This window comes from Pseudoalteromonas sp. QJM3NY_12, from assembly GCF_056173165.1.
The window spans coordinates 606,058-631,614 of record NZ_CM149661.1; the positions used below are offsets into that span (position 1 = coordinate 606,058).

Annotated in this window: 24 protein-coding genes; 21 read left to right on the plus strand and 3 right to left on the minus strand. The window is 37.6% G+C overall.

Annotation, left to right across the window (positions count from 1 at the left end; genetic code table 11):
• Window positions 1-513 precede the first annotated feature (513 nt).
• The 11 genes from AC0VZ5_RS02850 (at window position 514) to AC0VZ5_RS02900 (ending at window position 8,096) form a co-directional block, all read left to right on the plus strand.
• Entirely contained in the window at window positions 514-1,302 is a 789-nt protein-coding gene (locus AC0VZ5_RS02850) for a hypothetical protein (RefSeq protein ID WP_443489055.1), read from the plus strand.
• Window positions 1,303-1,324: 22 nt separating this feature from the next.
• Window positions 1,325-1,750 carry a hypothetical protein gene (locus tag AC0VZ5_RS02855; protein WP_475474182.1) on the plus strand — a complete coding sequence of 142 codons (426 nt, stop codon included), beginning with the start codon at window positions 1,325-1,327 and terminating at the stop codon, window positions 1,748-1,750.
• An 8-nt stretch (window positions 1,751-1,758) separates the two neighbouring features.
• The gene (locus AC0VZ5_RS02860) at window positions 1,759-2,169 is read left to right on the plus strand and encodes a hypothetical protein (RefSeq protein ID WP_475474184.1); all 411 of its coding nucleotides are present in this window, start codon (window positions 1,759-1,761) and stop codon (window positions 2,167-2,169) included.
• Window positions 2,170-2,410: 241 nt separating this feature from the next.
• The gene (locus AC0VZ5_RS02865) at window positions 2,411-2,710 is read left to right on the plus strand and encodes a hypothetical protein (RefSeq protein WP_475474185.1); all 300 of its coding nucleotides are present in this window, start codon (window positions 2,411-2,413) and stop codon (window positions 2,708-2,710) included.
• The gene (locus AC0VZ5_RS02870; RefSeq protein WP_475474187.1) at window positions 2,710-3,063 is read left to right on the plus strand and encodes a hypothetical protein; all 354 of its coding nucleotides are present in this window, start codon (window positions 2,710-2,712) and stop codon (window positions 3,061-3,063) included. The genes AC0VZ5_RS02865 and AC0VZ5_RS02870 overlap by 1 nt, the downstream gene beginning before the upstream one ends.
• Before the next feature lie 1,040 nt (window positions 3,064-4,103).
• Complete coding sequence (locus tag AC0VZ5_RS02875; RefSeq protein ID WP_475474189.1) at window positions 4,104-4,430, plus strand: hypothetical protein; 327 nt, start codon at window positions 4,104-4,106, stop codon at window positions 4,428-4,430.
• A gap of 12 nt (window positions 4,431-4,442) precedes the next feature.
• Window positions 4,443-4,952 carry a hypothetical protein gene (locus AC0VZ5_RS02880; RefSeq protein ID WP_475474191.1) on the plus strand — a complete coding sequence of 170 codons (510 nt, stop codon included), beginning with the start codon at window positions 4,443-4,445 and terminating at the stop codon, window positions 4,950-4,952.
• Between the two features lie 604 nt (window positions 4,953-5,556).
• A complete protein-coding gene (locus tag AC0VZ5_RS02885) occupies window positions 5,557-6,411 on the plus strand; it encodes an alpha/beta hydrolase (protein ID WP_475474193.1) in 855 nt (284 codons plus the stop codon).
• A 1-nt stretch (window position 6,412) separates the two neighbouring features.
• Window positions 6,413-6,970, plus strand: coding sequence for a DUF2975 domain-containing protein (locus AC0VZ5_RS02890; protein WP_409424676.1), 558 nt, complete (start codon window positions 6,413-6,415; stop codon window positions 6,968-6,970).
• Window positions 6,970-7,182 carry a helix-turn-helix domain-containing protein gene (locus AC0VZ5_RS02895; RefSeq protein WP_409424677.1) on the plus strand — a complete coding sequence of 71 codons (213 nt, stop codon included), beginning with the start codon at window positions 6,970-6,972 and terminating at the stop codon, window positions 7,180-7,182. Before AC0VZ5_RS02890 ends, AC0VZ5_RS02895 begins: the two co-directional genes overlap by 1 nt.
• A gap of 167 nt (window positions 7,183-7,349) precedes the next feature.
• Complete coding sequence (locus tag AC0VZ5_RS02900; RefSeq protein WP_475474196.1) at window positions 7,350-8,096, plus strand: CPBP family intramembrane glutamic endopeptidase; 747 nt, start codon at window positions 7,350-7,352, stop codon at window positions 8,094-8,096.
• A gap of 440 nt (window positions 8,097-8,536) precedes the next feature.
• Here the strand turns inward: AC0VZ5_RS02900 and AC0VZ5_RS02905 are convergent, their stop codons facing one another.
• A complete protein-coding gene (locus AC0VZ5_RS02905) occupies window positions 8,537-9,037 on the minus strand; it encodes a hypothetical protein (RefSeq protein ID WP_409424678.1) in 501 nt (166 codons plus the stop codon).
• A 425-nt stretch (window positions 9,038-9,462) separates the two neighbouring features.
• On the opposite strand from AC0VZ5_RS02905, the gene AC0VZ5_RS02910 reads away from it, so the two are divergent.
• The 4 genes from AC0VZ5_RS02910 (at window position 9,463) to AC0VZ5_RS02925 (ending at window position 14,937) form a co-directional block, all read left to right on the plus strand.
• A complete protein-coding gene (locus AC0VZ5_RS02910) occupies window positions 9,463-11,814 on the plus strand; it encodes a ferritin-like domain-containing protein (RefSeq protein ID WP_475474199.1) in 2,352 nt (783 codons plus the stop codon).
• A 13-nt stretch (window positions 11,815-11,827) separates the two neighbouring features.
• Window positions 11,828-12,814, plus strand: coding sequence for an MNIO family bufferin maturase (gene bufB, locus AC0VZ5_RS02915; protein ID WP_475474201.1), 987 nt, complete (start codon window positions 11,828-11,830; stop codon window positions 12,812-12,814).
• Window positions 12,811-13,671, plus strand: coding sequence for an HvfC/BufC family peptide modification chaperone (locus AC0VZ5_RS02920; protein ID WP_475474203.1), 861 nt, complete (start codon window positions 12,811-12,813; stop codon window positions 13,669-13,671). The genes bufB and AC0VZ5_RS02920 overlap by 4 nt, the downstream gene beginning before the upstream one ends.
• A gap of 504 nt (window positions 13,672-14,175) precedes the next feature.
• On the plus strand, window positions 14,176-14,937 hold the full coding sequence (locus AC0VZ5_RS02925) for a substrate-binding periplasmic protein (RefSeq protein WP_198521943.1): 762 nt from the start codon (window positions 14,176-14,178) through the stop codon (window positions 14,935-14,937).
• A gap of 100 nt (window positions 14,938-15,037) precedes the next feature.
• Here the strand turns inward: AC0VZ5_RS02925 and AC0VZ5_RS02930 are convergent, their stop codons facing one another.
• Window positions 15,038-15,631: an alpha-ketoglutarate-dependent dioxygenase AlkB gene (locus tag AC0VZ5_RS02930; protein WP_475474205.1), complete on the minus strand. Its 594-nt coding sequence runs from the start codon at window positions 15,629-15,631 to the stop codon at window positions 15,038-15,040.
• 548 nt (window positions 15,632-16,179) lie between these two features.
• On the opposite strand from AC0VZ5_RS02930, the gene AC0VZ5_RS02935 reads away from it, so the two are divergent.
• From AC0VZ5_RS02935 to AC0VZ5_RS02950, 4 genes are all read left to right on the plus strand, one after another.
• Complete coding sequence (locus tag AC0VZ5_RS02935; RefSeq protein WP_475474206.1) at window positions 16,180-18,246, plus strand: catalase; 2,067 nt, start codon at window positions 16,180-16,182, stop codon at window positions 18,244-18,246.
• An 87-nt stretch (window positions 18,247-18,333) separates the two neighbouring features.
• On the plus strand, window positions 18,334-19,317 hold the full coding sequence (locus AC0VZ5_RS02940) for a DNA topoisomerase IB (protein WP_475474208.1): 984 nt from the start codon (window positions 18,334-18,336) through the stop codon (window positions 19,315-19,317).
• A gap of 214 nt (window positions 19,318-19,531) precedes the next feature.
• Window positions 19,532-20,026: a general stress protein gene (locus AC0VZ5_RS02945; RefSeq protein WP_290170856.1), complete on the plus strand. Its 495-nt coding sequence runs from the start codon at window positions 19,532-19,534 to the stop codon at window positions 20,024-20,026.
• 118 nt (window positions 20,027-20,144) lie between these two features.
• On the plus strand, window positions 20,145-20,738 hold the full coding sequence (locus AC0VZ5_RS02950; protein ID WP_475474210.1) for an acyl carrier protein phosphodiesterase: 594 nt from the start codon (window positions 20,145-20,147) through the stop codon (window positions 20,736-20,738).
• Between the two features lie 23 nt (window positions 20,739-20,761).
• On the opposite strand, the gene AC0VZ5_RS02955 is transcribed toward AC0VZ5_RS02950, so the two are convergent.
• Entirely contained in the window at window positions 20,762-21,070 is a 309-nt protein-coding gene (locus tag AC0VZ5_RS02955; protein ID WP_010390782.1) for a hypothetical protein, read from the minus strand.
• A gap of 175 nt (window positions 21,071-21,245) precedes the next feature.
• Between AC0VZ5_RS02955 and AC0VZ5_RS02960 the strand changes: the two genes are divergently transcribed.
• Together AC0VZ5_RS02960 and AC0VZ5_RS02965 are read left to right on the plus strand one after the other, a co-directional pair.
• Window positions 21,246-22,358: an efflux RND transporter periplasmic adaptor subunit gene (locus AC0VZ5_RS02960; protein ID WP_138608462.1), complete on the plus strand. Its 1,113-nt coding sequence runs from the start codon at window positions 21,246-21,248 to the stop codon at window positions 22,356-22,358.
• A 21-nt stretch (window positions 22,359-22,379) separates the two neighbouring features.
• Window positions 22,380-25,520: an efflux RND transporter permease subunit gene (locus tag AC0VZ5_RS02965; protein WP_475474213.1), complete on the plus strand. Its 3,141-nt coding sequence runs from the start codon at window positions 22,380-22,382 to the stop codon at window positions 25,518-25,520.
• The last annotated feature ends 37 nt before the right edge of the window (window positions 25,521-25,557 follow it).

Below are 25,557 nucleotides of genomic sequence, written 5' to 3' on the forward strand. Positions count from 1 at the left end.
CAGGCAGCTGTGTTTTCTTGATCTTTTTATTCAAAAACCAAGTGTTCTTACCATTTAAACTCACTTTAAATGTAGCCAAAAACCTGAAAAAAGTCGGGTATGTCGCAATTGCTCTGATAGGTGTGAGGGCAGTTTAAATATCATAAAAGCATGCATAGAAGGAGATAAGCAAGCTTGTACCAAGGCCAAGTATGTTGAGACAGGCAAAGCTGGAGGTGCTGTTTTAGGTGTTGCTGGATTGGGCTATCTTAGAGGCTATACATTTTGTAATATAGTTTGGGTTTACCATTCTGAGGAACGAGTCTTTTGTGGTGTGATATTGTTGTATACCTAATGGGTGACACCTTTTTTGATCCTTTTCTTTTTCAAAGGCTACTTGTTTAAGTATTGCCAGTTCAAAATAACTCCTTATAAATGCCTTATTCAATTACTAAAACAAGAAATATTGATTTTTTAATCCAACTTAGGTAGCTTATCACAAACTAAATGTGAATATGCTTACAAGGATTGAGTATGAATAGTTTAAAAATCAGGGATATCGAGAATAATAAAAAATTAATAGAATCCATCCGTAAAAACCATCAAACACTTTATCTACTAAGTGAAAAAGAACTAATCGAATTACACAAGAATGCTACAAAAGATAAGCCTGGCTCTACAAGCCGAGTCGTGGCTGGTAATATATCAGCAGCTTTAGATGGTCGAGTATTAATTCAAATGATCCGCGATCTAGGTTTTACTGGTCGCGTTTATGAAAAATATATTCGAGGTGAGAAGTATATTATTTTTAAAGGTAAACTCGAATTTAAAACCATATTCACTAAAACAGCTAAAAATGCTCGAGTTGTCGATATGGCTATAGGGAAAACTTCAGCCATAATTCAGAGTGCTCGTTCCGGTGCTCGCTTAACAATATTTTTTACAGTTCCAATTATAATACTTCAACATTTTTTAGAAGATGAGGTTTTACTTAGTAATTTACTTGCCGATTTAGCTGTATCTTTGATAAAAGTCGGTGTATCAAGTATTGCCGCTGCGGTTGCTGCAGTTGCTGTAGGAACAACAACTACAATAGCCGCAGCTCCTCTGGCTGTAGCTCTATTTATCGGCCTAGCCATAGCCTATTCATTAGATAAGCTCGACGAGTATTTTAGTATTACTGAAAAGTTAGGATTGATTTTACGAGAGATTGAAGACGCTACTATTGGAGAAATAAGCAGGAAAGGTTGGGAGTTAGAGAAAATTCTTCGCTGGCAGATTGCGAATGATATAACCCCCGGTAAAGGCATATTTTATCCTTAACAGTATTGGTCTGATAATTCACATGAAAAAGAAACTTTTGTTTATATTTCTATCTATATCATTAATATTATTTAGTGGTATATCGGCTTCCAAATCTTTTCCTATGAATAAAATTGGTTGCGCAATTATTAATGAAAATTACTTTGAAGACGCTCCTAAAATGCTAAAGGGTGATTTGGTAAACCTTTCGACAGCTCTTAATGATGATAAGTTGATTTATAAAAATGGTGAAGTTACTGTAAACGCGTCAGCTGCAACGGTTATACAAACAGGTGTACAAAATCCCTGGATTAGCTCTTTTAAGATTACCATTTCACAAACTAAAAAAGATACGATTAGCGTTAGGAGCGCTCCAAGGACTAATGATAATCATAAAATGAATGTTTACTTTGCTCTTACTTCACAGAGTCGCGGCGAATTAATTATTTCTTGCAGTGCAAGAGAGTAAGCATAATTATGCGTTCAGAGCTAATCTATATAATATTAATTTCAGCTTTATTAATTTTCATATCAACTCTTAGTCCTAAAATAATTAATATATTATATAGTTTAACCTTAACAGTCTTTGGTATTGGATGCTTTTTTCTTTTGTATCTGATACGAAAATATCCATCCGGAAATGGGTCAACAACGTTAAAATCCATACAGTCAAAAATAATATTAGCCCTACTTTTATTAGCTCTTTCATTATTTTTAGGATGGTTTTCTTATCAATTCATCTTAGATCCGAATACCATTGCTTGTAAATACAGTAACGGATGTGAAACAGGCCCTCTTGGTTGGTCTGTATCTTTATTATTATTTGGGTTATCTATACTAACTTTTTACATCAGTTTGATATTAGCAAAGTCTGCTTATAAGAAATAATTTCTCCCTACCTCCACATCGCTTCTTATTCATCAAATTATGTTTATGAATATTAAAAATAAGGGCACCTATTAGAAATTTCCGCTCAAGCAAACAGCTATGTTTTCTTGATCTTTTTATTCAACAATGCCAAGTGTTCTTACTTTTAAACTCAATTTTATTAAGTGCTTAGTATTGATTAATAAGTACAATAGTTAAAATTTATTTATTTTAATTTTATATTTACAAGGAAGTTGTTTATATGAGTGATGTAACGCCATTTTTATATATTGCTGTTTTGGCTTTTTATTTTTTACACAAAAACGAAGAAGGTAAAATTCTAGTACCGATCGTTGCTTTTGCAGCAATACCGTTATTTAGTAACGATTACTGGCTGTGGTTTAAGGTAAGTATAGGGTTGAGCATCTATGTTTTAATGGTAGAAAAAGCTAAAGCCGGATATACAGGAGGTGGAGCCGTTTCAGCATTTGCTATATTTTTTATAGGGGCCTATATAGTCAGTGCTCTCATGCATACTGTTTTATTTTGGGACGCATCGTGATGTCGAAGTTTAAGGTAATAGGAGTTTTTTTATTATTAACCTTGAGCTTTTCATGCTCATCTATGCCAGAGGGAAGTAAAAAACCACTGATGGATTTTGCTAGTGCAAATTGCTTTTTTTGGTACTTCAAAGATAATAATATTCCTACTAATGATATTAGTAAAATAACAGGTGGAATTGTTGAAATGAGTAGCTATTCGGCTAATAAGTTTCAACAGGTTGCGTTATTGGTTAAAAATTACTCACCTCAATTAAAAGCCAAGCATGAAGTTGATATACAACTGGCAAAATGCTTTTTATTAAAAGATGATGAAAGTTTCATAAAAGAGCTTAAAACCATAAGTGAATCTTAATTAACTTTATAAATTTTTCTTTTTTAATATGGAGATCAGGTCTTAATCTTTAGAGTGATCTCCATGAAGACTAAAGGATCAGAAGGCACTCATTAGAACTCTTGATTTCCTTTAATTTAAGTACTGGATATGTATAGCATGCTAAAAAATATTTTTTTTATACTTTTATGTACCGCGTTGGTTGCGATCGTATTTGGAGCTTTCCAGTTTTTAGGTAGCTATGCTTTTGTGATAATGCTTATAATCGTTATAACGTTATTTTTTACTAAAATTGGTAAGCCAAAGTTTAATAAGAAATAATATAAATAAAAAAGCTACAGGAATGCATTTTATTATTTAATGTATTGCGCAAGAGGGCATGAAAACACCTTTTTGAATGGTGACGGGCTTTAAGTCTTTTTTATATTATATTGAGCAAGTAAGCCTTCGATTTAATATTGAAGTGCATTCGTATTGTTTAATGACCAGTCACAACCATCTGCAAATCGAAATCCCTATTACTATTTCAAGACTATAAAACTGTAGCCAACATGGCCAAAAACCTGAAAAGGTGGGTATGTTGAAATTGCGCTGATAGGGTTGAGGCAAGCAAAGCTGGAGGTTATGCTGGAGGGGTTATAGGCGAGTTAATATATGAGGTTGTTGAAAAGTAATGGAGCCTATTAAGTTGTGGTTTTTAACTCTGTTTCTTACATCTGCGGGTCTTTTCTTATTTATAATATTACCAATGTTAATAGCTATAAAAGATAAAAAAAACACGGTTGGTAGAGGATGTTCTAGACGATGGAAATCGTTTTTACTCATTAAATATCATAACTGCTGGTAGCGGAGCATTACACTACGGTTCTATATTTCTATTCGATTGGTATGCAAGACGTTATAAGGTAATAAAGGAGAGAGAGAAAGTACCCAAAAATTTGCAGATGTGGTTTAAGCTTTATTATATTTTGTTTATAACATTTAGCCTTATGTTTTTATTAGCATGCCTTATGGCATATTTTTGTTTAGATTAACTGCTTTTCTTCTTTGTTGATTAAATAATGGATTTGATATTTTTTGGTGTTGGCTTAAGTGTTATTTTTATCATTCTGTTACCTTTAGCTTTTTATTTAAAAGCAAAAAAGCTCAGAACGGTTGAAGATATTTTAGAGCATGGAAATCGCTACTATTCCCTAAATATTTTTATGGCGCTTCATGGTTTACTTCATTATGGCAGCGTATTTTTATTTGATTGGTATGCAAAACGGTATAATTTATTAAGTGATAGAAACAAGGTACCAGTTCACGTCTCGAGATTATTTAAATTGTATTTTGTAATTTTTATGCTTTGCGCACTACTAATGTTTTCATCTGTATTATTTGAATAATGGTTTTAGGTGATGGTCAGTGAAGTGAGAGCTACTAGCTTACAGAGTAATTCAATATTAAAACTAAAATACAGCTTAGTCTGTGCTTTAGCCATTGTATCAAGCGTTATTAGCTACTCATCATTAGCATTTACAATATTAATCATGCTTTGGCCATATGATACTGCAAATGAGCTAGGACCTAGGGTTATCGGGTTTTTTATTGGCATATGTGTGTTTATCTTTCTTGGGGCGCTCATATCTACTGGTAGAAGCTGGGTTATTAAAGTTTACCGCTTAGTTGCTGGGTGCTCTATAGCTGTGTCCCTAGTTTATATTTTAGGTTTAATATTTGAGCAAAAAAGTGAACGTTTATTTAATGGTTTAGAACTTTCATTTTTATTTATTATTTTTAATTCATTTATATTGCTACTTTTTAAAAGTAAGTATTTAAAGGTGAGTGTTAATGTTATTAAAAGGCTTAAAAGACGGCAAAAAAAGCAAATGGAATACTTAAAAAACTTTAGTCACAAAAACAAATGAGAGTAACCCAAATCGGTATTTGTAACGTGTACGGCGACCGCAATCTATTTTTCTATATCTTCGGGCTCACACATACGAGACTAACACTTATCAAAGCTACAAAAGCCGTTGCAGCAATGCAGCGGCTTTTTTGTGTGTGGTGATTAATGTTAATTGTATAAGCTTAGATTGGATTGGGTGAAACGAAACCCAACAAATCACAAATATGCTTACTCGCTCAAAAGCCAAGAGTATGTGTTATTTATTGTAGGCGTTTAGCTTGTTGGAGCGCGGGCCCTAATAGATGTTTGAGATTACCATTACAGATAATGTGAATGCGTCTCGCATCTTTAGAAATTAGAAACCTTATTCAATTTTTTGTCTTTGTGGTGACGACAGCTAAAACGGGGCTGCTGTGCCCTCTCTATTCGCGAACTTCTTCTTATATTGCGGCACAATACCGAGTTAGACATCGTTGTAATTTAGCCCGATCTTATAACAGAAAGGAATGCTGAAAATACATTTGAATATTATAAAGCAATAATAAGTTATCGTTTTACGGTAATTTTAATTGTTTTTTTAGTTTTTGAGTGTCATAGTGATTTTTTAATAGAAGGAATTTAAAATGAAACGCGAGTTACTTACTCTTGCTACTATAGTGTTAGTTGTGCTGCAAACTGGATGCACAACAATTTCGATTGAAGAGTCAAATTTTCTGAACCCAGATCAAAAAGTACAGGTTACAAAGCTGCGTAAAATTGAGCAAACAGCGACAACAGAAAACATAACCATAAATGGGTTTGACGACGTGGCGTTGAGTGGCACCTTGATAAAGGTTGATAATGCGCAAGCAACGGTAATTTATTTTGGTGGTAATCAATTTCGTGTAAGCGTTGCTGGAGGTAGATCTGCACAACAAATACTGCCAATGAATGTAAATATTTTAATGGTTGATCATCGAGGTTACGGTAATAGTGAGGGCACGCCGACAATTGAAAACTTAAAGCGTGATGCATTGTCAGTTTATGATTATGTTGCAACCCGTACAGATTTAAAAAGCACTCCGACTATTTTACATGGACACTCTTTAGGCAGCATGATTGCAGGGTATGTTGCAAGTGAGCGGCCCGCGGATGCGCTAGTACTTGAAGGAAGTATTACTAATGTAAAGCAAATGACATCGCAACGTATGCCTTGGTTTGTAAAGCCATTCGTAGAGGTTAACTTTAGTGATGAGCTAGCTAGGGTTGATAATTTAAAGGTAGTGGAATCATTTACTGCTCCGCTTTTAATAATTACCGGAGAAGATGATACTCAAACACCTCCTGCTTTAGCTGAAACTTTATACCAACATGCACTTTCAAAGCAAAAGCAATTATATATTGTAAAGGGCAAGCACCATGGTAATGCATTGACTGGTGATAAGTTGCAGCTACATTATCAGCGATTAGTAATGCAGTTAAATGCAAAGAAATCTTAAAATGAAAAGAATAGTAATGATGAGTAACGTAATATTAGCGTTACTTTTTTTGACCCTAACTACTTTATTAATTACCGCCGTTGTATTGTTACTTAATGGCAGTGATGTTTTAAACTTTACTCAAGCTAACGGTACCCACTTGTGGATAGGGCTTGAAGTTACCGGTTCTTGGAAAGGTACTGCAGGTACATTAACGGCAAACAGTTTTAATACAATCACTTGGTTAGCGTTACCGCAAATGTTGCCATACATTATTGTAAATCTGATTTTAATTCGCTTGTTTATGCTTTACCGTAAAGGATTGTTTTTTAACTTAAAGAATATTCAATGCTTTAAATGGCTTGGTGGCTTATTATTACTGCAATTTATATTTGTGGCTTTTTATCCCGCGTTGTTGGTAACACTGCTAAATATGTTCACAGGTAGTGAGCTTAAACGAGCTGTAGTGATTCAAGACACCGATATCATAGGCTTTATAGTTGGGCTTATTATTTATGTTATTGCATGGATAATGAAACAGGCGCAACAGCTGCAACAAGAGCAAGAGTTAGTAATTTAATGGCAATAATAATTGATTTAGATGTGATGCTCGCAAAGCGTAAAATGAAGTCGGCAGAGCTTGCCGAAGCAATTGGGATTACCCCACAAAATTTATCTGTATTAAAATCGGGCCGTGCAAAGGCTGTACGATTTACAACACTTGACGCTATTTGCAAATACTTAGATTGCCAACCTGGTGATATTTTACGCTTTGAAGTTGGTATTGACTAAGTCGCATACTGACTAGTAAAAATGCCCCCTTTAGGGTTTGACCCCGTTTCACTCTCCTCTTTTATAACTAATTGTTTAATAGTATCTAATTTAGGATTAGTATTCGGTACTACTTAAAACAATAATAAAATAAGTGCTAGAAATAGCCTTTAAAAAAAGAGGTATTCATGGAAGATCTATTTATAGGTTTATTTACAAATGTCGGCGTTATATTAGTTTTAGTTTTGATATTAAGAGCAATTAAAAAAGTTGATTTAAATCTAATGTGGTCTTTGATTTCGTTAGGTATTTTAGTTTGCTATTTTTTTGCTTTGTTTAAAGGTGGAAAGGTTATCCCCTTGGATATGCTTTTTCCTGATATGTCGTGGAATTGGTCTGGAAAAGTAGCGGCAATAATCCTTTGGTTAGTCATACTACTAGCTTTAGTTAAATTCAAAGCTAACTTTCGTATTGCGGATGCTGGTTTTACTTTTAGGCAAAATGAAAACTCTATAAAACCCGCTTTTACAGTTATGTGCTTGTTTATCATTTTACAGATAGTTGTATCACTTTTTTGGAGTGGTGAACCTAATTACGATTTAGAAACCTTACTTTATCAGGCAACAATGCCAGGCTTTGATGAGGAGCCAATGTTTAGAGGGATTCTTTTATTTTGTATATCGTTGGCAATCATATCTGAACGCTATAATTTAGGTGGTGCGTCAATTAACATTGCAGGGTTGCTCTTAGTGATGTTATTTGGACTCGTTCATGGGGTTATGTTTAATGGTGGAGAGTGGCACTTTTCTTTCCCCGCTATTTTATTAACAGGCGGCTACGGCTTTATTTTACTTTGGCTAAGAGAGCGCACAGGGAGTTTGGTGTTTCCTATTTTAGCCCATAATAGTGTTAACTTTGTTGGGCAGCTAATCTAATTAAAAGTTTAATTTAAGAGAGGTAAAATCTTGTGTAAGTTTTTACCTCCTCACCGGCAGCAGCCAAAAGGGCTCGTTTGCAGGTGACCACAAGTCATTCATGCCTGAAGTTTGAGCTACTTTTATCACTTAGAAAAACCAAAGGGTTACCCATTAGAAATTTCTGATCAAGCAGGCAGCTGTATTTCCTTGATCTTTTTATTTAAAAACCAAGTGTTTTTATTATTTAAACTCACTTTAAATATGACTACGCATCTAGTCATTACGTCGATTGGTGTGAATATTCACCATGGCTTGGCAAAGAACGCCATTTGAATTTAGATATTTTTAGCATCATTGATAATTAAGTAAGGCCCTTGGTCTCCGTCATCGTTTACTACCAATATCAGTCCTGTTTCTGGCAGTGTATATACACTGCCTAATAACAAATAAATTTAAAATTAGTTATCTTCGATAACAATGGTGCAGGCAGCAGGGCTTTCACCAGTCATACTTATTACTGCCGTATAACCGTTATGACTTTCATCGTAAATGCCATCATCAGAGTAGTGTTTTTTTGTTTTATCAGCCGCTTTATATGCATCTTTAGAGCTACTATAAGGTGTTTTACTATGTTGTACTTTAAAATAGTTCTGTTTATTTACTGGTGTTGCGGACATAATTGCCCAACCAGATTTATTACCTGAAATTTCAATGCTCATAGTAATATTTGAACCCGCACCTTTAGCATGAACACCTGCTTCCCAAAGCTCCCCAGGGTTAATTTTGTTGCCACCGTCAACATCTCGTAAACTACCATGGTCAATATAGTAATCTATACTTATTGTTGATTTTGTAGCATTCCTTATACCAACAGCCAAATCGTTGCGATCTTTATTGCTACCAAAAACACTAGTAATTAGCTGATTAACATCAATATTAAAATTAGTATCGGTACCCATAATTTATTTCTCCATTGTAAATATCTATTTCATTGTCAAACAACATAAAATTCGTTGTTAATAAAATGTTAGGTTGGATGATTTAAGATATCTATTACAAATTATTACACCCAATACTCAATTGAGTGTAATTAGGAAGGTCGATTAAAAACTCAATACAAAAACTCGTCAGGGTTGCAATTATTAGTGACCCTATGCTTTTTTTCTATTTTTACTTCTAGCAACACATGCATTTATAGCGTTATGTAATGCTGTGTAATATTTTTACGCTTGTCTTCAGCTATCTTTATAAAGAGTGTCCATCGCTCACCTACATCAACTAGCTTAAATCTTTAAGGTGTCTTGGAAAACCAATCAAGATCCTAACTTATTCTTATTTAAGCCAGCGATATTGCACAACGTTCACCGTCACAAAGGAGCAAATTATGAATGTGCAAAACAAAACGGGCCCGTCGGTAGCAGTAGATACAGAAATTGATGCTAATATTCTTCTCAGCAGTGCGCAAAAGCAAAAAATTAAAGTGCGTGATAGCAAGTATAAAGCGGCTGATTTATCTTGTCTGAGAGCAATTGCACAGGCTGCAATTAACGTCGAATTATTTACAATCCCGCTTTATATGAGCGGCCTCTATTCGATTCAAGGGACACACCAAATTGCAGACTCGTCGAACCTGTATCCCGGTCGTTATTGGCCTGGGCTTGGTCCTACGGCTGGTTACATTCCTGAAATAAGACGCAATCAGTATGAGGTTAACTTAGCTGCTTTGTTTGACACCGACACCTCAGCTGGAAACAGTGATGATGCAAATAAACCAGCTAAAAAATATGAACTGTCTGTTAATCAACAAGTGTTCAACGGGGTATATAGTGTTTTTATTGAAGAAATGCTGCATCTACAACTGGCCTCAAATATGGCAAGTAAATTGGGCCTCACACCGAGCTTTACTAGTCAGGCGTTAATTGACGAAAAATATGGTTGGAAGTGCTACAACAACAAAAGTAGCATTCCACATATTTTGAACTTTGCGGACTGTACTACCGATTTATCTAAATTGAGCCCTGCGGTTCAAGCTTATTTCAAACAAATTTTTCCCAATAAAACGCTACAAGATTTACGTGTTAATGCTACAGAACTCAGTAAAGAGCAAACGCTGCTATTTATGTTGATAGAAGAGACTGAAGAAAATGCTCACAAAATTATTCAACCAGAGTTTTTAAAACCAAACGCAGATACACAACGACCAAAATACTTTGAACAAGCCCCATATGACTGGTGGAAACCGAATTACAAGGAAAGTGACTTGCCGCTATTTGGTTCAATTGGGCACATGTACTTAAGTTATTGGGATTATATTCAGATCCAATATGACGATGGAACTAGTTTGTTAGATTACGCAACTATTCAGCCTACCTGCGAAGCTAGTCAGCGCGACTACTTCAATGAGCGCCCTGGAAATGATGAATATCAAGCACAATTTCCGGGCATTATAGGTTCGCTCAACGTAAATTCAGATCATACAGCTCTCAAAGAAGCCTTAATGAACAATGTGAATGCCATTACGGATCAAGGTGAGGGTGATGGTGTGGCTGACATGCTTTGTAAACGTTGGGCTAATGAGATATGGGCGCAAAACTTTCTTGCTTCTAAGGAGTCGCCATCAAACGATGCTCACCCGAGTACAGTCGAAGAAAAGTTCCAACCAAGCGCTGATGCATTAAAAGCGGATTACCCAGCAAGCTGCAGTGAAGGTCCTATATCAGGCTCAGCATGTGCACGGATCACCAATAAATATAAAGATCACTTTCAAATTTTCACCGATACGCTGAAGCTGATCGTTGACTTTGAATCCCCTTCATCAAACTCTAGTGAACGCTACATGACATGGCCTACATGGTTTGCTGATGGCAACACTTGGAGCTGTGAATTATTAGATCCCAAAGGGGGCGATATAGCACATGCGACTAATCCGCAACTCCCAGAGGTAGCAAGCGTAGTGCAAGCGCTCAATAATCTGCGGCTCGCGACTCATATCGGTGATACTCATAAGTTATTTAGTAGTTCAGCAGTAGGTACAATTAAAGGTCTCACAACAGCGCTAGATCGCTATTGGTCGGGTAAAACTGAGGAGTTTCCGGGTCCAGCAATGGGAGGTTCTGGAGATAGAATTTCGATCTGCTGGGCAACTACAGGAATAGCGCCAGATTTAGTGAGCGGTATCGACCCACAAAGTGCGGACACGCTTTATCATGCTTGCCAAGGAATGAGTTATAACAACATCGGCACTAATGATTTACCACCTCCTGAGGTATATCACAGCTGTAAAGGTAGTAATGATTGTAAAGCGCAGGGAGGTTGTGGTTTTGTGCATAGCACAACGCCAGGTGGCAGCTGTGGTGGCAGTGTATCGAGCGGGCCAAAAAGTGCACCAGCCGATAATAAGTGTAATAACTTGGGCGGTTGTGCAGTGCCTATTTCGGCGTCTCAACTTTTCCCGAAGCTTTCAGGTGATGACCAAGAATACGATATGCAGTTATTTAAGTTTAACCTTAAAGATAACAGCTTCTCAGCAATAGATTATACTTACCCAAAAAGCCAAGCCGCTCTCAGTGATAAGTCAGATGAGTGCGTATTAATGCCTTATAAAAAAGGTGACGCTGTATACAACATTGCTTGGCAAGCTTACAGTAATGCTAATGGCTTGTTGGATGATAACGGTAAACCGCCTGAGCAGCCAATGCCTTCAGATATTCGTTTAGCACTTCCTCCTTCAACTTGATAGGAAAGAGCGTATGACAAATCTAACTCGGACGCAGGATTTTGCTGCGTCCGCTATCGAAAAGCTAACTGATCTTGGGTTTGGTGTTGGCCTCAGAAGTCAGCATTATCCTTATATTATGTCCCATTTGGAACACGATACATCACTTGGTGTTGATTGGTTTGAAATTATCAGTGAAAACTATATAGATAATCACGGATATGGTAGGTATGTGCTCGATAAATTAAAGGAACAATACCCGCTAGTTATGCATGGCGTATCAATGAATATTGGTAGTAGCGATCCAATTAACTTTGAATACTTACGCAAGCTCAAAGAGTTAGGTGAGTTTGTTAACCCTCAACTTATTTCTGATCATCTATGCTGGACAGGCCTTGCTGGTTTAAATAGTCACGACTTGCTACCAATGCCGCTAACTGATGAAAGTTTACAGCACGTTATTGACCGCGTTGATCAAGTACAAGACTTTTTAGAGAGGCCTTTAGTGCTTGAAAACCCGTCAACTTATCTTGAATTTCAACACTCTACTTTCACTGAAAGCGCGTTTTTTTGTGAGCTCGTCAAAGCAACAGGATGCGGTATGTTATTGGATGTAAATAATGTTTTTGTTAGTAGTTTTAATCATGGTTTTGACGCCGAGCAATTTATTCGCCAATTACCCCTCGATCACATTGTTCAAATACACCTTGCAGGCCCTAGTGATTGTGGAGACTGTTTGATAGACACTCATGACCAGCCTGTCCCCTATAAGGTTTGGCAGCTTTACCAATTGGCGCAGCGCTTAACTGGGGGGACTTCGACCTTACTTGAGTGGGATGCCAATATTCCCAGTTTTTCTGAGCTGGTTGGAGAGTTAAACAAAGCAAAGCTGGTACTAGCAGGTCATATCCCGGAACAAAATACGATTATTAACACTAACGCGCTTTCAACCCCCATAGTTAACGAGCGTTTAGATGCGGCACGCCTCACCATGTCTAAGCGAGTAGAGTTAGATCAATGAAAACACCAGACTTAATACAAACCCAGCAGTGGCTTAGCACCGTTTTAATGGTGCGAGGTGATTTGCCACAAAAGCTTAATACTGCTGCTTCACAAGGCTTAACTTTATATAAGTGTGTTAAAAGCAGTGGCACCCTTAATGCCATGCGAAGGGTCGACATCTATGCTGCAGGTTATGTGATACGTTTAGTCGAGTGCCTTAGGGGGGAGTTTGCACTACTTTGCCAGTTCATGGGTAAGGAAGTATTTGATACCTTCGCTAAAGCTTTTATTGTCACCTTGCCATCGGAGTCTTGGACTATGCACCAGCTAGGCTCGCGCTTCGCTGATTTTTTAGCGCACACAAAACCCACAGGCGATTTTAGCCCGCATCAGCAAGCTATGTTTTGTCTACCCGCAGAACTAGCTAAATTTGAAAGAGCAAAAGCATTAACACTTTTGAAGCCAGGGCCTGAAACAGCACATAAAGTTTTGTCCATTAGCGAAATTGAGCTACTTTGCGGTATTGCGCAAGACTTTATAATAGCAGTACCTGAGTCCGTACAGCTTATTCAAAGCGATTATCCTTTACTGCCTTTAGTCGCTGAGCTTGAGCAAGGTAAGTCATCTCTTGTGCCCACACCAGAGCAAACGTATATTGCCATATCACGCCACCAATACCGCTTAAAAGTCACTATGTTAAACGACTGGCAAACCGATTTCTTGCTTCAGCTAAAAAAAGATCAGCATTGTTACAAAGAGGCTGTCGCCTATTGTTCAGATAAAATGAATATAGAAACACAAGTATTAAAGTCTCAATTAGCTATTTGGATCCCTAGTGCCGTGAATATAGGACTGTTTACGCTACACAAAAATTAATTATCACCTTTGGTGAGTTTCTTATTCCTCGGCTTGCTGAACGGTGTTGGGCTGGTTTTACCGTTATGGCTTGCATCTGCCTTTAGTTTCTCCTTTTATTGGGATTTGAGGCTGTATTTAGTAAAACCACAAAGGGGTTCAAAACTGTAAAATACCGCGCAAGTTGGTCGCGGTTTTTCCTTGATTTTTTATTCACAGAGTTCAAGTGTTTTATTTCAACCCAACAATTAAATGGGGCACCAACTGAAAATACAGTTAAGCTTTTTATTGGAGGCCTTACGTAATTTTTTAGGGGTGACTGATTGCAGGCAGATTATTGAAACATAGTGATAAATTCACTTCCCGTTTTTGTGAAATTTAGGGTGTAATTAATCGATACAGACTAAAGGGCGGCCCCTTACTGAAATAGCTTATGCCTATTATGTTATTAGCAAGCACTTTAAATATAACTTTTATTTTTAAATCTTATATAATTTAAAAATTCACCTTCAAAAAGAGATTACTATGATTCGTAGAACTCTCATTCTTTTTTGCATTTTCTGCTTTAATATCGGCTTGTTAAATGCCAGCGAAAAAGATAAAACCATTACGTTTGCAGTTGGCCATGATCATGAAAAAATGCTGCAGGAAAATTACCCAATCTATCGTGCGAGTTGGCAATTTTTAAATCAAAGCTTAGCTAAATTGGGGTATGAGGTGGATGCCATTGTTTTACCTTGGGCAAGAGCAAACTATTATACTCAGTCAGGAAAAGCTGACGGTCTATTTTTAGCGGCTAATCTACCAGGAAGAGAGCAGTGGGCGGTATTGTCAAACCCAATTGGTATGGGGGCATTTGGTGCTTTTTATCATAAAGATAGAAAAGGCGAAGAAAATGTTATTGCGAGTGTTCGTTTAGGTGTACATGACAAAATATTAAAAGGTTATCATACTTATGAGTTGTTAGAAGTTGCCACTGCTCAACAAGGGTTTAAACTACTTTATAATCAAAAAGTAGACCGTCTTATTATGTCGCAGAGTTATGGTGAATACTTGTTAAGTAATGAATTAATTGAATTTAAAAACGAAATATCATTTGATTCTGACGTTATTGAGAAACGTTCAATTCATGTTGCATTTGCAAAAGACATTACTAAAAGTTTGAACGCAATGATTGTAGTAAATAAAGCAATTGATTTAGGTATAAACGACGGTATATACCATAAAGTTATGACTAAAAATAAAGTACCTGAAAGTATGTTTTTGTCTAGTATTGATAGAAAGTAGGCATACCTTATCTATTTTCAATCGCTTTAAAGTCAGTAGATGAGCGAAATTGTCTAATGGATGATTCCTTCACTTACTTTACACTTTTTCACTGAGCTACTTATACTTTGCTATTACCAAAGCGTCTAAAAGAGATATTAAATCTAGGTCCTATTGTGTTATCACCTTTGGCAATTGCATGTTCATAATTATCTTGAAAGCCTTTGCCCATCAGCAATAAAGAGCCATTTTCTAACGTGATATTATAGCGTTCATGTGTGATGGTTTTTGAGCGAATTAAAAATTCTCGCTGAGCCCCAATACTGATTGAAGCAATCACATCTGTAGAGCCAAATGCGGGTAAGTCACTATGAAAGCCTAAGCTTTCTTGCCCATTGGGGTAGTACAAACATACCGCGACAGCCAAATTACAACCGGTGCGTTCAGTGATTTGCCGACGTAACTCTTCAAGCAGGGGGAAACTCTTTGTTTGTCTGCCATGATGCAAGGAGAAACTACCCGATTTAGCAAGTTGTGAGTCTAAAAAAATCATTCGCCACGGTAAAATCGGTTTTTGTGATCCATCGGGGAAATCTATAACCTCAGGCTCTTCGAGATCATAGTTGCTCCTCAGCCACTTAAAAAGCGTTTCACTTTGCGCTGTAGACATGAAGTGTGAGTAATAATGGGCATCACAAGACAGTGGTAATTTCATGGTTTTTATCTTAGCTACACTCAAATATGAATATAAGCATATCAGTATTTTGAAGAGTTGAAGTGTTTAGACTCCTCATCAGCCGTGCCTTGCGGCGTTAATACAAGTTCATCAACGAGTGCAAGCCCGATTAAGGCGCCTTGCGTTGAGCCTTGTTGCTCTTCCGGCTGTTTATAAAAAGATATTTTGTAAATTAAAACAATAAACCATTAAGGCGATAATGCCATAGACTCTGTGTTTAAGTGATGGTGGGTTACAAGTATTTACAGTGTCACAGTTGAACCATGCTCAACTTTGATTAACTTAAAAATACAGTAATAATGAAAATAAGAACAAACTGATTGCTTAGTAATTGAATAAAATGATGCTCTGAGGAAAGCTTACATTAGCTGTGTAATTTTTATAGTTTGTATTGGTGAAATATTTTCATTTCTTTCTTAATAATTGATTTTAAAGCTATTTATAGGTGGTCTTTTTTTTGCTTGGTTATTGTTTTTTAACCCTTTAAAAATATAGCAATCAAAAAAATCATTTAAGGAAGAAAAGTTATGGCAGAGTCATTTAAGTACGCAAATAATAAAGGACATGCAGGAGAGCTTCATCAAAAAGCTAATGAAGATCACCCCGTAATGACAACCGCACAAGGTTGCCCTATCAGTGACAATCAAAATTCATTAAAAGCAGGTCAACGCGGACCAGGACTATTGGAAGATCATGTGTTACGAGAAAAGTTGTTTCACTTTGATCACGAGCGAATTCCTGAGCGAGTTGTTCACGCAAGAGGGTATGGTGCACATGGTTACTTTGAAACGTATGATGCTTTAGATGATTTGACTTCTGCTGATATTTTTCAACGTAAAGGTGAAAAAACACCTGTTTTTGCACGCTTTTCAACAGTGGCGGGTAATCAGGGCTCGCCTGATTTAGCACGTGATGTGCGAGGTTTTGCCGTTAAGTTTTATACGCAGGAAGGTAATTGGGATCTGGTAGGCAATAATATCCCAGTTTTTTTCATTCAAGACGCGATGAAGTTTCCCGACCTTATACATAGCGCAAAAGAAGAACCAGATCGTGGTTTTCCACAAGCGCAAACAGCCCACGATAATTTTTGGGATTTTGTAAGTTTGTCGCCAGAATCCATGCACATGGTTATGTGGGCAATGTCAGATAGAGCTATCCCGCGCTCATTAAGGTTTATGGAAGGATTTGGCGTTCATACTTTTAAGTTTATTAATGCACAAGGTGAAGAAAAATTTGTTAAGTTCCACTGGAAACCTAAAGGCGGTATGCAGTCAGTGGTTTGGAATGAGGCATTGAAATTAAATGGCGCTGATCCTGATTTTCATCGTCGTGATATGTGGGAATCAATTAATAATGGAGACTATCCGGAATGGGAGCTGGGCATTCAAGTATTTGATCAAAAATTTGCTGAAGAGTTCGAGTTTGATGTTTTTGATGCCACTAAACTGATACCCGAAGAGCAAGTACCAGTTAAAATTATTGGTAAAATGGTGCTCAATCGAGTCGTAGACAACTTCTTCGCAGAAACCGAACAGGTTGCATTTTGCACACAGAATATAGTGCCAGGACTTGATTTTACTCCCGATCCTTTATTGCAAGGCCGTAATTTTTCGTACCTAGATACACAAACCAAGCGGTTAGGTGGCCCTAATTTCACACAAATTCCTGTTAATGCACCAAAATGCCCGATGAGACACTTTCTTCAAGATGGCCACATGGCAATGCAGAACCCCAAAGGCCGGGTTAATTACGAACCTAATTCATTCAGCGGGGATGAAAACAATCCGCGAGAGTGCCCTGTACACGGATTCAAAAGCTCAGAATCTGAAACTGACGGGGGTAAATTACGCTATCGCTCAGAAACATTTAGTGATCACTACAGCCAAGCGCGCCAATTCTATTTAAGTCAAACTGACGTTGAGCAAACGCATATCCAAGATGCTTTAATTTTTGAGTTATCTAAAGTAGAGCATTTACGTATCAGAGAACGTGTGGTTTCTCATCTGTTAAACATTGATAACAAGCTTGCTGAGCAAGTTGCATTGGGTTTAGGTTTACAAACTATGCCAGATGCCGCAGAAGCGGCGCTTGATACCCGTCATGATTTACCAGTATCTGATGCGCTAAGTATTTTAAAAAATGCGCCAAATACATTTAAAGGCAGGAAGCTTGGTATATTAGTAAGTGATGGTTTTGATGCTGAAACCTTTAATTTATTAACACAAAGCCTTAAAGAGGAAGGTGCAAGTTATGAAATTATTGCGGCTCAAGTTGGTGGTGCTAAAAATAGTAATGGCGAGATTATTGAGGCCGATCAAGTTATTAATGGCGGTCCTTCGGTGCTTTACGACGCAATAGTTCTGCTTACCACTAATGAAGGCGCTAAAAAGCTTGCTGAAATACCGGAGGCGAAAGATTTTGTCAGTGATGCTTATGCACATATGAAGTACATCGGCTTTAGTGATAAAGCAACTCCTTTAATCGAGGCTACTGGTTTAAATGGACAGCTTGATGATGGCTGGTTGGATTTAAATAAAATTTCCGCAAGTGAGTTTGTCTCAAAAATTCGTAATCTTAGGTATTGGAGCCGCTAAATCGCATAAATTGGGGCTAGTGAGAACTAGCCCTTGTTATTGATGGCACCGTTTGATTTGAGGATTACAAAAATTTAAAGGAATAAAATGAAACTAATTTATGTCGATGATAACTTGCCGGGTATTACTCGAAAGAGGCATGAAAACCAATGGGTTTATTATGATCCTGCAGGAAAGAAAATACATGATAAAGATGAAATAGAGCGGTTAGACAGTCTCGCTTTTCCCCCCGCATACAAAGATGTATGGTTATGCCCAGAAGAAAATGGGCATATTTTAGCTACTGGCTACGACAACAAAGACCGCAAGCAATACTTTTATCATCCCGAGTTTAGGGAGCAGCAAGAGCTTAAAAAGTTTGAAGCATGTGTTTTATTTGGAAATAAACTGCCTTTGTTAAGAGCAAAACTATCGGAATATTTGCGAGGTAATGAACTTGATTGCCAGCGCACAATAGCAGCCGTTGTACGTTTAATGGACCTTGGAGCTCTGCGTGTTGGTTCTAAAAAAAATGCCAAACATAACAATAGTTTTGGTGCTACGACATTACGTAGCCGGCATGCAAAACTTACGGGTAAAAATATTCGCTTAAAGTATAAAGCAAAATCCGGTAAGCAAAGAGAAGTGAACATAACAGATAAAGTGCTTAGCTCTATCATACAGCAGTTACAAGATTTGCCTGGGCAGAGCTTATTCCAATATATCGATGAAGGCGAGTGTTGTGATGTTTCCTCCAAAGAAGTGAATGAGTTTATTCAAAGTGTTATGGGCGAGCAGTTTAGTGCAAAACATTTTAGAACATGGCGGGCCAGTGTTTTGGCATTTGAAGTCTTACATAAATCAAACGGCCAGCTTTCGCTTAAAGATATGTTAGGTAGCGTTTCAAGTAATTTAGGGAATACCCCAGCAATAGCTCGTAATTCATATATTCATCCAAAGTTGATTGAGCTGTGTAAAGGAGGTAAGGAAGCTCTAAAGGACTTTAATAACTTAGACAAACTACCCCGTAAGACTAAGTACCTGAGTCGCTATGAACGTGGATTGTTGATATTTTTAGAAGAACAATGCTAATAACGTTAGTCTCTTTGTAATTATACTCATATTTCAATCGCTTGAGTTATACCTATGTGTGTGAACTTTTTACAACTTCTAGCAACTTTTACTGTAAAACGTAGAGTTCTACTTTGCTTTTTTTATTTATCTTTCTGATTTTAAAGGATTAAAACTTTGGTTTGAATGTTGCTAATTACTTAGCGTACTTTCTTAAACAAATAAAGGAGTTATTATGAGTACTGTTATTACTGGGTTATTCGATAATGCATCACAAGCAACATTAGCAATTTATAGATTAGAAGCTTTAGGTGTAAGTGAGGCGGATATAAGCGTTGTTGCTAACGACTCGTATACAAAGGAAGACTTTGCTGTAGATGAAGGTACCAAAGCTGCAGAGGGCGGTTTGCTGGGCGCTGCATCTGGAGGCGTGTTAGCAGCAATTATTGGTGGTTTTACCGCTGTTGGTGCAGTCGCTTCGGGTGGTGCCGGCTTATTAGTTGCAGGTCCTTTGGTTTCAGCACTTGCAGCTGGTGGCGCAGGTGCTGCCGTTGGTGGGACTTTAGGTGCAGCAATCGGCGCATTTATTCCAGAACATGAAATTAAGTATTATGAAAACGCAATTGAGAAGGGTTCAATACTCGTCGGTGTTAAATATAACAGCGATAACAAAAATAGTATTGAAGAGATTCTTGATAATGCTGGTGCAAGCAAGGTTTCAAAAGCGTAATATTTTAGAATGCACTATAAGTATCTAAAAAGTAAAAAGGTGGAACTGCGTTCCATCTTTTTACGCGTTTGATTTTAAAACTATCTGAGTTTGGTATATTAATCTATATTGGCAACCAATGAATTATTTAGCCCACCTTTATTTAGCACAGCCTACGGCTGATTCCCATTTTGGCAATTTGCTGGGAGACTTTGGGGGGCAACGGCAGCTAACGCACATACCTACGAGCGTTAAAAACGCGCTTGATAATCATTATTTAGTGGATAAATTTACTGACGCACACCCTTTTGTTAAAGAAGCTAAACAGCTTTTTTCACCCAAGCGCAGGCGCTTTGCTGGCGTGGCTATAGATGTGGTGTTTGATCATTTTCTGATTGCGCATTGGCAGCAGTTTAATAACCAATCACTGATTGATTTTAAGCAAACCAGTTATGCGCTTTTGGATAAGCGTATACCTGTAATGCCTACACGAATGCAACGTGTAGTAACCAGTATGACACAAAACGATTGGTTTAAAGAGTATGAAAGCGTTGATGGGGTTGGGCGGGCGCTTGATAATATTGCTAAACGGGTTCGCTTTACTAATAATTTTGCAGGCACCGCTGAAGATATAACCCGACATTATAGTGAGCTAGATGGACTGTTTTTAGCGTTTTTTCCTGAGCTAATTGAACACGTTAATAAGTTTAATTTGGAGAGCGCACCAAAGTAGAGTGCGCTTACAAAATAAGTGGTTTAGTCGTCTGGTCCTTTTAAGGTAAATACTAAATGTTTACGCATATCTTTTAAAATTACGCCTTTTTTAAGCATTGCACCGCTTAAGCGCTTTTGCCATTTTAATAACTCAGGCTCTGCCGCAGTTAGTGCCTGTTGGTTTTCAAACTGAAAACACATTAGTAAAGAGCCCGGAAATAAATGATATTCCACATCAAACCAGCACTGCAGCATACCTGGAATTTCAGCACGGCCTTGCTCTTCTATTTTGTCAGCAACATTGAGGACGAGTGCTTGTTGTTTAACTTGCACAGCAGATAGTTTTTTCATGGGAGAAGATCCAATTTAGAGGCTAAGAATACAGCCGGAATAATGCATTATACCCAAGCTTTCAGGGTGATAACAATGTTAGCCATACTTTAAATTAGATGGCTCATAGTGAAGACTGATTGTGGTTAGTTTAGTAGTTCAATCGGTTTGAATACACTATTTATCAAGGGAAATTATGAATCATATAGTTGTTTTTTTAGTTATTATTTTTATGCTGTCAGGGTGCTCTGAAGAGCAAGTTCCTGAGCAAAAATTAAAACCTGTTTCTGCCATTGAGTTAAAAAAAACTAAATCGTTTGATAGTCGTATTTTATCAGGTGTTATCCAACCTGCTAACACAGCCACTTTAACATTTGAGGTTAGCGGAAAGGTCGAAGACGTTTTTTTTGAAATTGGTGAGTCTTTTAAAGAAGGTGAGCCGTTAGCTAGGCTGGAACAAACAAAATATTTATTGGCAGTGCAAGAGGCCAAAGGACAGGTCTCTAATGCAAAGGCTACGATGCTAAATGTTAAGCAGGATTTTGAACGTAAAGCGTCACTGGTTGATGATGGTGCGGTGTCTGGCGCGCAATACGATTTAGCAAAGTCGCAATATGAGAGCGCCAAGGATAAAGTCGATATTGCTCAAGTGCGACTAGCGATGGCAAGAGAAGAGTTAAAAGATACCACGCTAATTGCGCCCTATGCTGGGACTATCTCAAAACGTAATATTGAACCTTCGCAACAAGTCAGCCCTAATATCTCGGCACTTTTAATCCAAGGTAAAGAAAGTTTTGAAGTCTCAGCGCTTGCGCCTGAAGGGCTTCTCTCTTCGTTAACTATTGATAAACCGGCAAAGGTAACTATTTCAGCTTTAGATAAATCGTTGAATGCCAAAATTAAAGAAATTGGCTCAGCTGCTCAAGGAGCGAATGCTTTTCCTATTATTTTAAAAATCTCAGCTAATGATATCGCAGGTATCAGAACGGGTATGAGTGCAGAAGTGCAATTTAAACAACAGCAGGGAGAAAGCGATGGTTTTATGGTGCCTGTAAGTGCAATCATGGCAAAAGAAAATAACCAACACTTTGTTTTTAAAATGATAACAACAGCGCAAGCTGACTCACAACCAGCTGGCTACGTTTTACAAAAAACAACAGTGGATGTAATGAAATTTTTTGCGCAAAAAGCGCAAATTAAAGGAGATTTAAAAGAGGGGGAACAAATTGTTAACGCGGGAATGGCTTTTTTACACGATGGGCAAAAAGTAACGCTTATCGAAGGCGAAATTAAGCGCCTTAATCCATAACCCGCTACGGAGATTTAAACGATGAAGATCCCTACTATTTCAGAGCTTGCTCTTGATCATAATCGCCTTATGTTAGCTATTGTTTTTGGCCTTATGTTATTTGGCGCCTTTAGTTATTATCAACTACCAAAGCAAGAAGATCCTAAAATAAAAATTCGTGAAGCTGTTGTCACAACCGCTTATCCGGGGATGAGCGCAAAAAAAGTAGAGTTGTTGATCACTAAAACACTCGAAGAAGCTATTCGTGAAATGCCCAGTATTGCCGAAATTCGCTCAGTATCTATCCCTGGTCGTTCTATTATTCACGCTGAGCTTAAGCAAAGTGTTGAGCAAAGTGAGTTTGATCAACAATGGGATAAACTGCGCGATCAAATAAACGCAGTGCGTGATGACTTACCCAATGGGACATTGCCTTATGTAGTAAACGATGATTTTGGTGATGTTGCCGTATTAACAGTGGCACTTATTGCTGATCCTGCCTACAGTATGGGCGATCGCCAAGATGTGGCGCAACACATTGCTGATATGCTGCATCAAGTTGAGGGCACTAAAAAAATTGATATTTTGGGCATTCAACAAGAGCGTATTTTTATTGAAATTGAAATTGAAAATGCTAAGCTCGCTCAACTGGGTATTGCACCTGACCAATTGATTGGTGCTTTAAAAAACCAAAATATTATACGCCCTAGTGGGGTTATTGACGCCAATGGCAAAAACTTTATTATTCAACCTTCAGGAAATTACCAAAACCTTGCCGATATTAGAAATACACTTATCAGTGTACCTAACCAGCCTGAAACAATATTGCTGCGCGATATTGCTAAAATAAGCCGTAAAGTGGTCGATCCCCCATCAAGAACAAGTTATTACAATAATCGCCAAGCCATTATTTTTGCCATATCTAAGGATGAACAAGCGGATGTGCTTAAGTTCACTCCTAAAATAGAAGCGATGATAGCGCAAATTAATCAAACTATTCCTGCAGGCTATCAATTAAAAAATATTACGCGCCAAGCCGATGTGGTTGAAGATGCAGTATTTGGTGTGACTTTTAGTGTTTTGCAAACCATCGTTATAGTATCAGTTGTGGTAGTGATGTTTTTAGGCTTACGCACTGGTCTGATTGTGGGCTCGATTGTGCCAGCAGCGATTTTAATCACGCTTTCAGTTATGAACTTTATGGGTATTCCATTAGAGCGTATGTCGCTAGCTACTTTAATTATTGCGCTTGGTCTTTTGGTTGATGATGGCATAATAATGGCTGAAGATTTTAAAAAGCGTATCGAAGATGGCGAAACGCGTGATGATGCTATTCGTAACACTTCAGGCACTCTTGCGATACCGTCTTTAACTTCATCATTAACAACTATTCTTGTGTTTTTACCCCTTATGTTGGCACAAAGTAGTGCCGGTGAATATACGCGCTCGATCTCCTTGGTGGTGCTAATTGCATTACTTACTTCTTGGGCGCTAAGCCTGACATTTACTACTTATTTATGTCATCGCTTTGTTAAAAAAGAAACGAGGCAAAAGCAAAATATTGTTCGACGTAAAATTAATCGCTTTTTTGATAGCCTCACCCCGCTTTACGAAAAAGCATTACGACAAATTATGCGTGCGCGTATTGCGTTTGTTGTTGTTATTTTAGGACTATTTTTGGCAGGGGGCTGGGCTATGAGTCTAGTGCCTGCAAAGTTTTTTCCTGATTCTGATCGAGCACAAATTTTAGTGTACCTTGATATGCCAGCGGGTACTTCAATGCGTAAAACTGACGCAACGGTGCAGGCTATTTCAAAAAACTTGGATGATAAAGAACACTTTCCACATATTGAAAAATATGCGGCCTATGCTGGATTTGGTGGTCCTCGGTTTGTTTTATCACTTACACCTATCGACCCCGAACCTTCAAAAGCATTTTTTATGATTGATGTAGGTGAACGAAAGTTCGCCGATCCTACATTAAAGAGAGTGCGTGAGATGTTTGCTCAAGATTTTCCTGGTGTGATGGGGCGTGTTACGAAAATGTTCTTAGGGCCATCTGATTCTTCACTAATAGAGATTCAAGTTAAAGGTCCTGATAGTGATTATATTTATTCTGTTAGCGATGAAATTAAAACTTTGTTGCGAAATGTAGATGGCACGTTTGATATTAAAAGCGATTGGGAAAACCGCATTACGACACTTAAACTTGAGGTTAATCAGCAAAATGCTCGTCGTGCCGGAATTAGCTCAAATGATGTTGCCCAAGCGTTAGAAACCTATTTTTCTGGACGCATAATATCCGAGTTTCGTGAAGGTGATGATATATTCCCTATTGTATTAAGGGCGCAAGACAGTGAGCGATACGATTTAGAACGAATCAACAGTGTTAGTATTTATTCTTCTGCTAAAGGCGTCAGTGTTCCTTTAATGCAAGTGGCTGATATTCGCTATGAGACTCAGTTTGCCCGCATTGCTCGTGAAAATTTATTTCGTACTGTAACAGTACAAGCTAAAAATCAAATTATGTCGGCGCAAAGTATGGTGCCCTTACTTGAAGAGAAGCTTGATAAAATACGAGAGAAATTACCACCTGGTTATGAAATAGAATATGACGGTGTAGTTGGAGACTCCGCGGAATCGCAAGCTGCAATTTTAGCTAATTTACCGCTGTGTATTGCCATTATGGTGTTTATTATCATTGCGCAATTTCGCTCTTATCGTGCCACTAGTATTGTATTTTTAACCGTACCCCTAATTATCATTGGTGCTGCTTTTGGTTTGTTGGTTATGCAAGCAAACTTTGGGTTTATGGTTATTTTAGGTTTATATGCGCTTGCCGGTATTATCATTAATAATGCGGTGATTCTGATAGATCGAATAAATATTGAACGTAAACAGATAGAGTGCTTAGAGCAACAAACCACAGAGCAGTCTAATCAACAAAACTTTGAGGCGGTAATCAATGCCTCTTTAAGGCGTTTACGACCTATTTTGATGTCTACTTGCACAACGATAATAGGCTTAATGCCACTTATTTTATCTAAAGATGTTTTGTTTTATGGTCAAGCAAGCACGATTGCGTTTGGTCTTGCTATGGGAACAATTTTAACATTAGGGTTTGTTCCGGTTGTGTATACTTTTTTCTTTAAAATAAAGCCGGTTAAAGCAGATAAAAAATAAACTCAGCGTGAGTTAGAGCAGACCCAAGATTGAGATT

Excerpts from the sequence above, each read along its gene's own strand:
- bufB (WP_475474201.1), top strand. The coding sequence starts at position 11,828 with ATGACAAATCTAACTCGGACGCAGGATTTTGCTGCGTCCGCTATCGAA.
- AC0VZ5_RS02890 (WP_409424676.1), top strand. The coding sequence starts at position 6,413 with ATGAAAAGAATAGTAATGATGAGTAACGTAATATTAGCGTTACTTTTT.
- AC0VZ5_RS02870 (WP_475474187.1), top strand. The coding sequence starts at position 2,710 with ATGTCGAAGTTTAAGGTAATAGGAGTTTTTTTATTATTAACCTTGAGC.
- AC0VZ5_RS02945 (WP_290170856.1), top strand. The coding sequence starts at position 19,532 with ATGAGTACTGTTATTACTGGGTTATTCGATAATGCATCACAAGCAACA.
- AC0VZ5_RS02910 (WP_475474199.1), top strand. The coding sequence starts at position 9,463 with ATGAATGTGCAAAACAAAACGGGCCCGTCGGTAGCAGTAGATACAGAA.
- AC0VZ5_RS02960 (WP_138608462.1), top strand. The coding sequence starts at position 21,246 with ATGAATCATATAGTTGTTTTTTTAGTTATTATTTTTATGCTGTCAGGG.
- AC0VZ5_RS02920 (WP_475474203.1), top strand. The coding sequence starts at position 12,811 with ATGAAAACACCAGACTTAATACAAACCCAGCAGTGGCTTAGCACCGTT.
- AC0VZ5_RS02925 (WP_198521943.1), top strand. The coding sequence starts at position 14,176 with ATGATTCGTAGAACTCTCATTCTTTTTTGCATTTTCTGCTTTAATATC.
- AC0VZ5_RS02855 (WP_475474182.1), top strand. The coding sequence starts at position 1,325 with ATGAAAAAGAAACTTTTGTTTATATTTCTATCTATATCATTAATATTA.
- AC0VZ5_RS02950 (WP_475474210.1), top strand. The coding sequence starts at position 20,145 with ATGAATTATTTAGCCCACCTTTATTTAGCACAGCCTACGGCTGATTCC.
- AC0VZ5_RS02885 (WP_475474193.1), top strand. The coding sequence starts at position 5,557 with ATGAAACGCGAGTTACTTACTCTTGCTACTATAGTGTTAGTTGTGCTG.
- AC0VZ5_RS02865 (WP_475474185.1), top strand. The coding sequence starts at position 2,411 with ATGAGTGATGTAACGCCATTTTTATATATTGCTGTTTTGGCTTTTTAT.
- AC0VZ5_RS02965 (WP_475474213.1), top strand. The coding sequence starts at position 22,380 with ATGAAGATCCCTACTATTTCAGAGCTTGCTCTTGATCATAATCGCCTT.
- AC0VZ5_RS02905 (WP_409424678.1), bottom strand. The coding sequence starts at position 9,037 with ATGGGTACCGATACTAATTTTAATATTGATGTTAATCAGCTAATTACT.
- AC0VZ5_RS02875 (WP_475474189.1), top strand. The coding sequence starts at position 4,104 with ATGGATTTGATATTTTTTGGTGTTGGCTTAAGTGTTATTTTTATCATT.
- AC0VZ5_RS02935 (WP_475474206.1), top strand. The coding sequence starts at position 16,180 with ATGGCAGAGTCATTTAAGTACGCAAATAATAAAGGACATGCAGGAGAG.
- AC0VZ5_RS02860 (WP_475474184.1), top strand. The coding sequence starts at position 1,759 with ATGCGTTCAGAGCTAATCTATATAATATTAATTTCAGCTTTATTAATT.
- AC0VZ5_RS02900 (WP_475474196.1), top strand. The coding sequence starts at position 7,350 with ATGGAAGATCTATTTATAGGTTTATTTACAAATGTCGGCGTTATATTA.
- AC0VZ5_RS02955 (WP_010390782.1), bottom strand. The coding sequence starts at position 21,070 with ATGAAAAAACTATCTGCTGTGCAAGTTAAACAACAAGCACTCGTCCTC.
- AC0VZ5_RS02850 (WP_443489055.1), top strand. The coding sequence starts at position 514 with ATGAATAGTTTAAAAATCAGGGATATCGAGAATAATAAAAAATTAATA.
- AC0VZ5_RS02880 (WP_475474191.1), top strand. The coding sequence starts at position 4,443 with ATGGTCAGTGAAGTGAGAGCTACTAGCTTACAGAGTAATTCAATATTA.
- AC0VZ5_RS02940 (WP_475474208.1), top strand. The coding sequence starts at position 18,334 with ATGAAACTAATTTATGTCGATGATAACTTGCCGGGTATTACTCGAAAG.
- AC0VZ5_RS02930 (WP_475474205.1), bottom strand. The coding sequence starts at position 15,631 with ATGAAATTACCACTGTCTTGTGATGCCCATTATTACTCACACTTCATG.
- AC0VZ5_RS02895 (WP_409424677.1), top strand. The coding sequence starts at position 6,970 with ATGGCAATAATAATTGATTTAGATGTGATGCTCGCAAAGCGTAAAATG.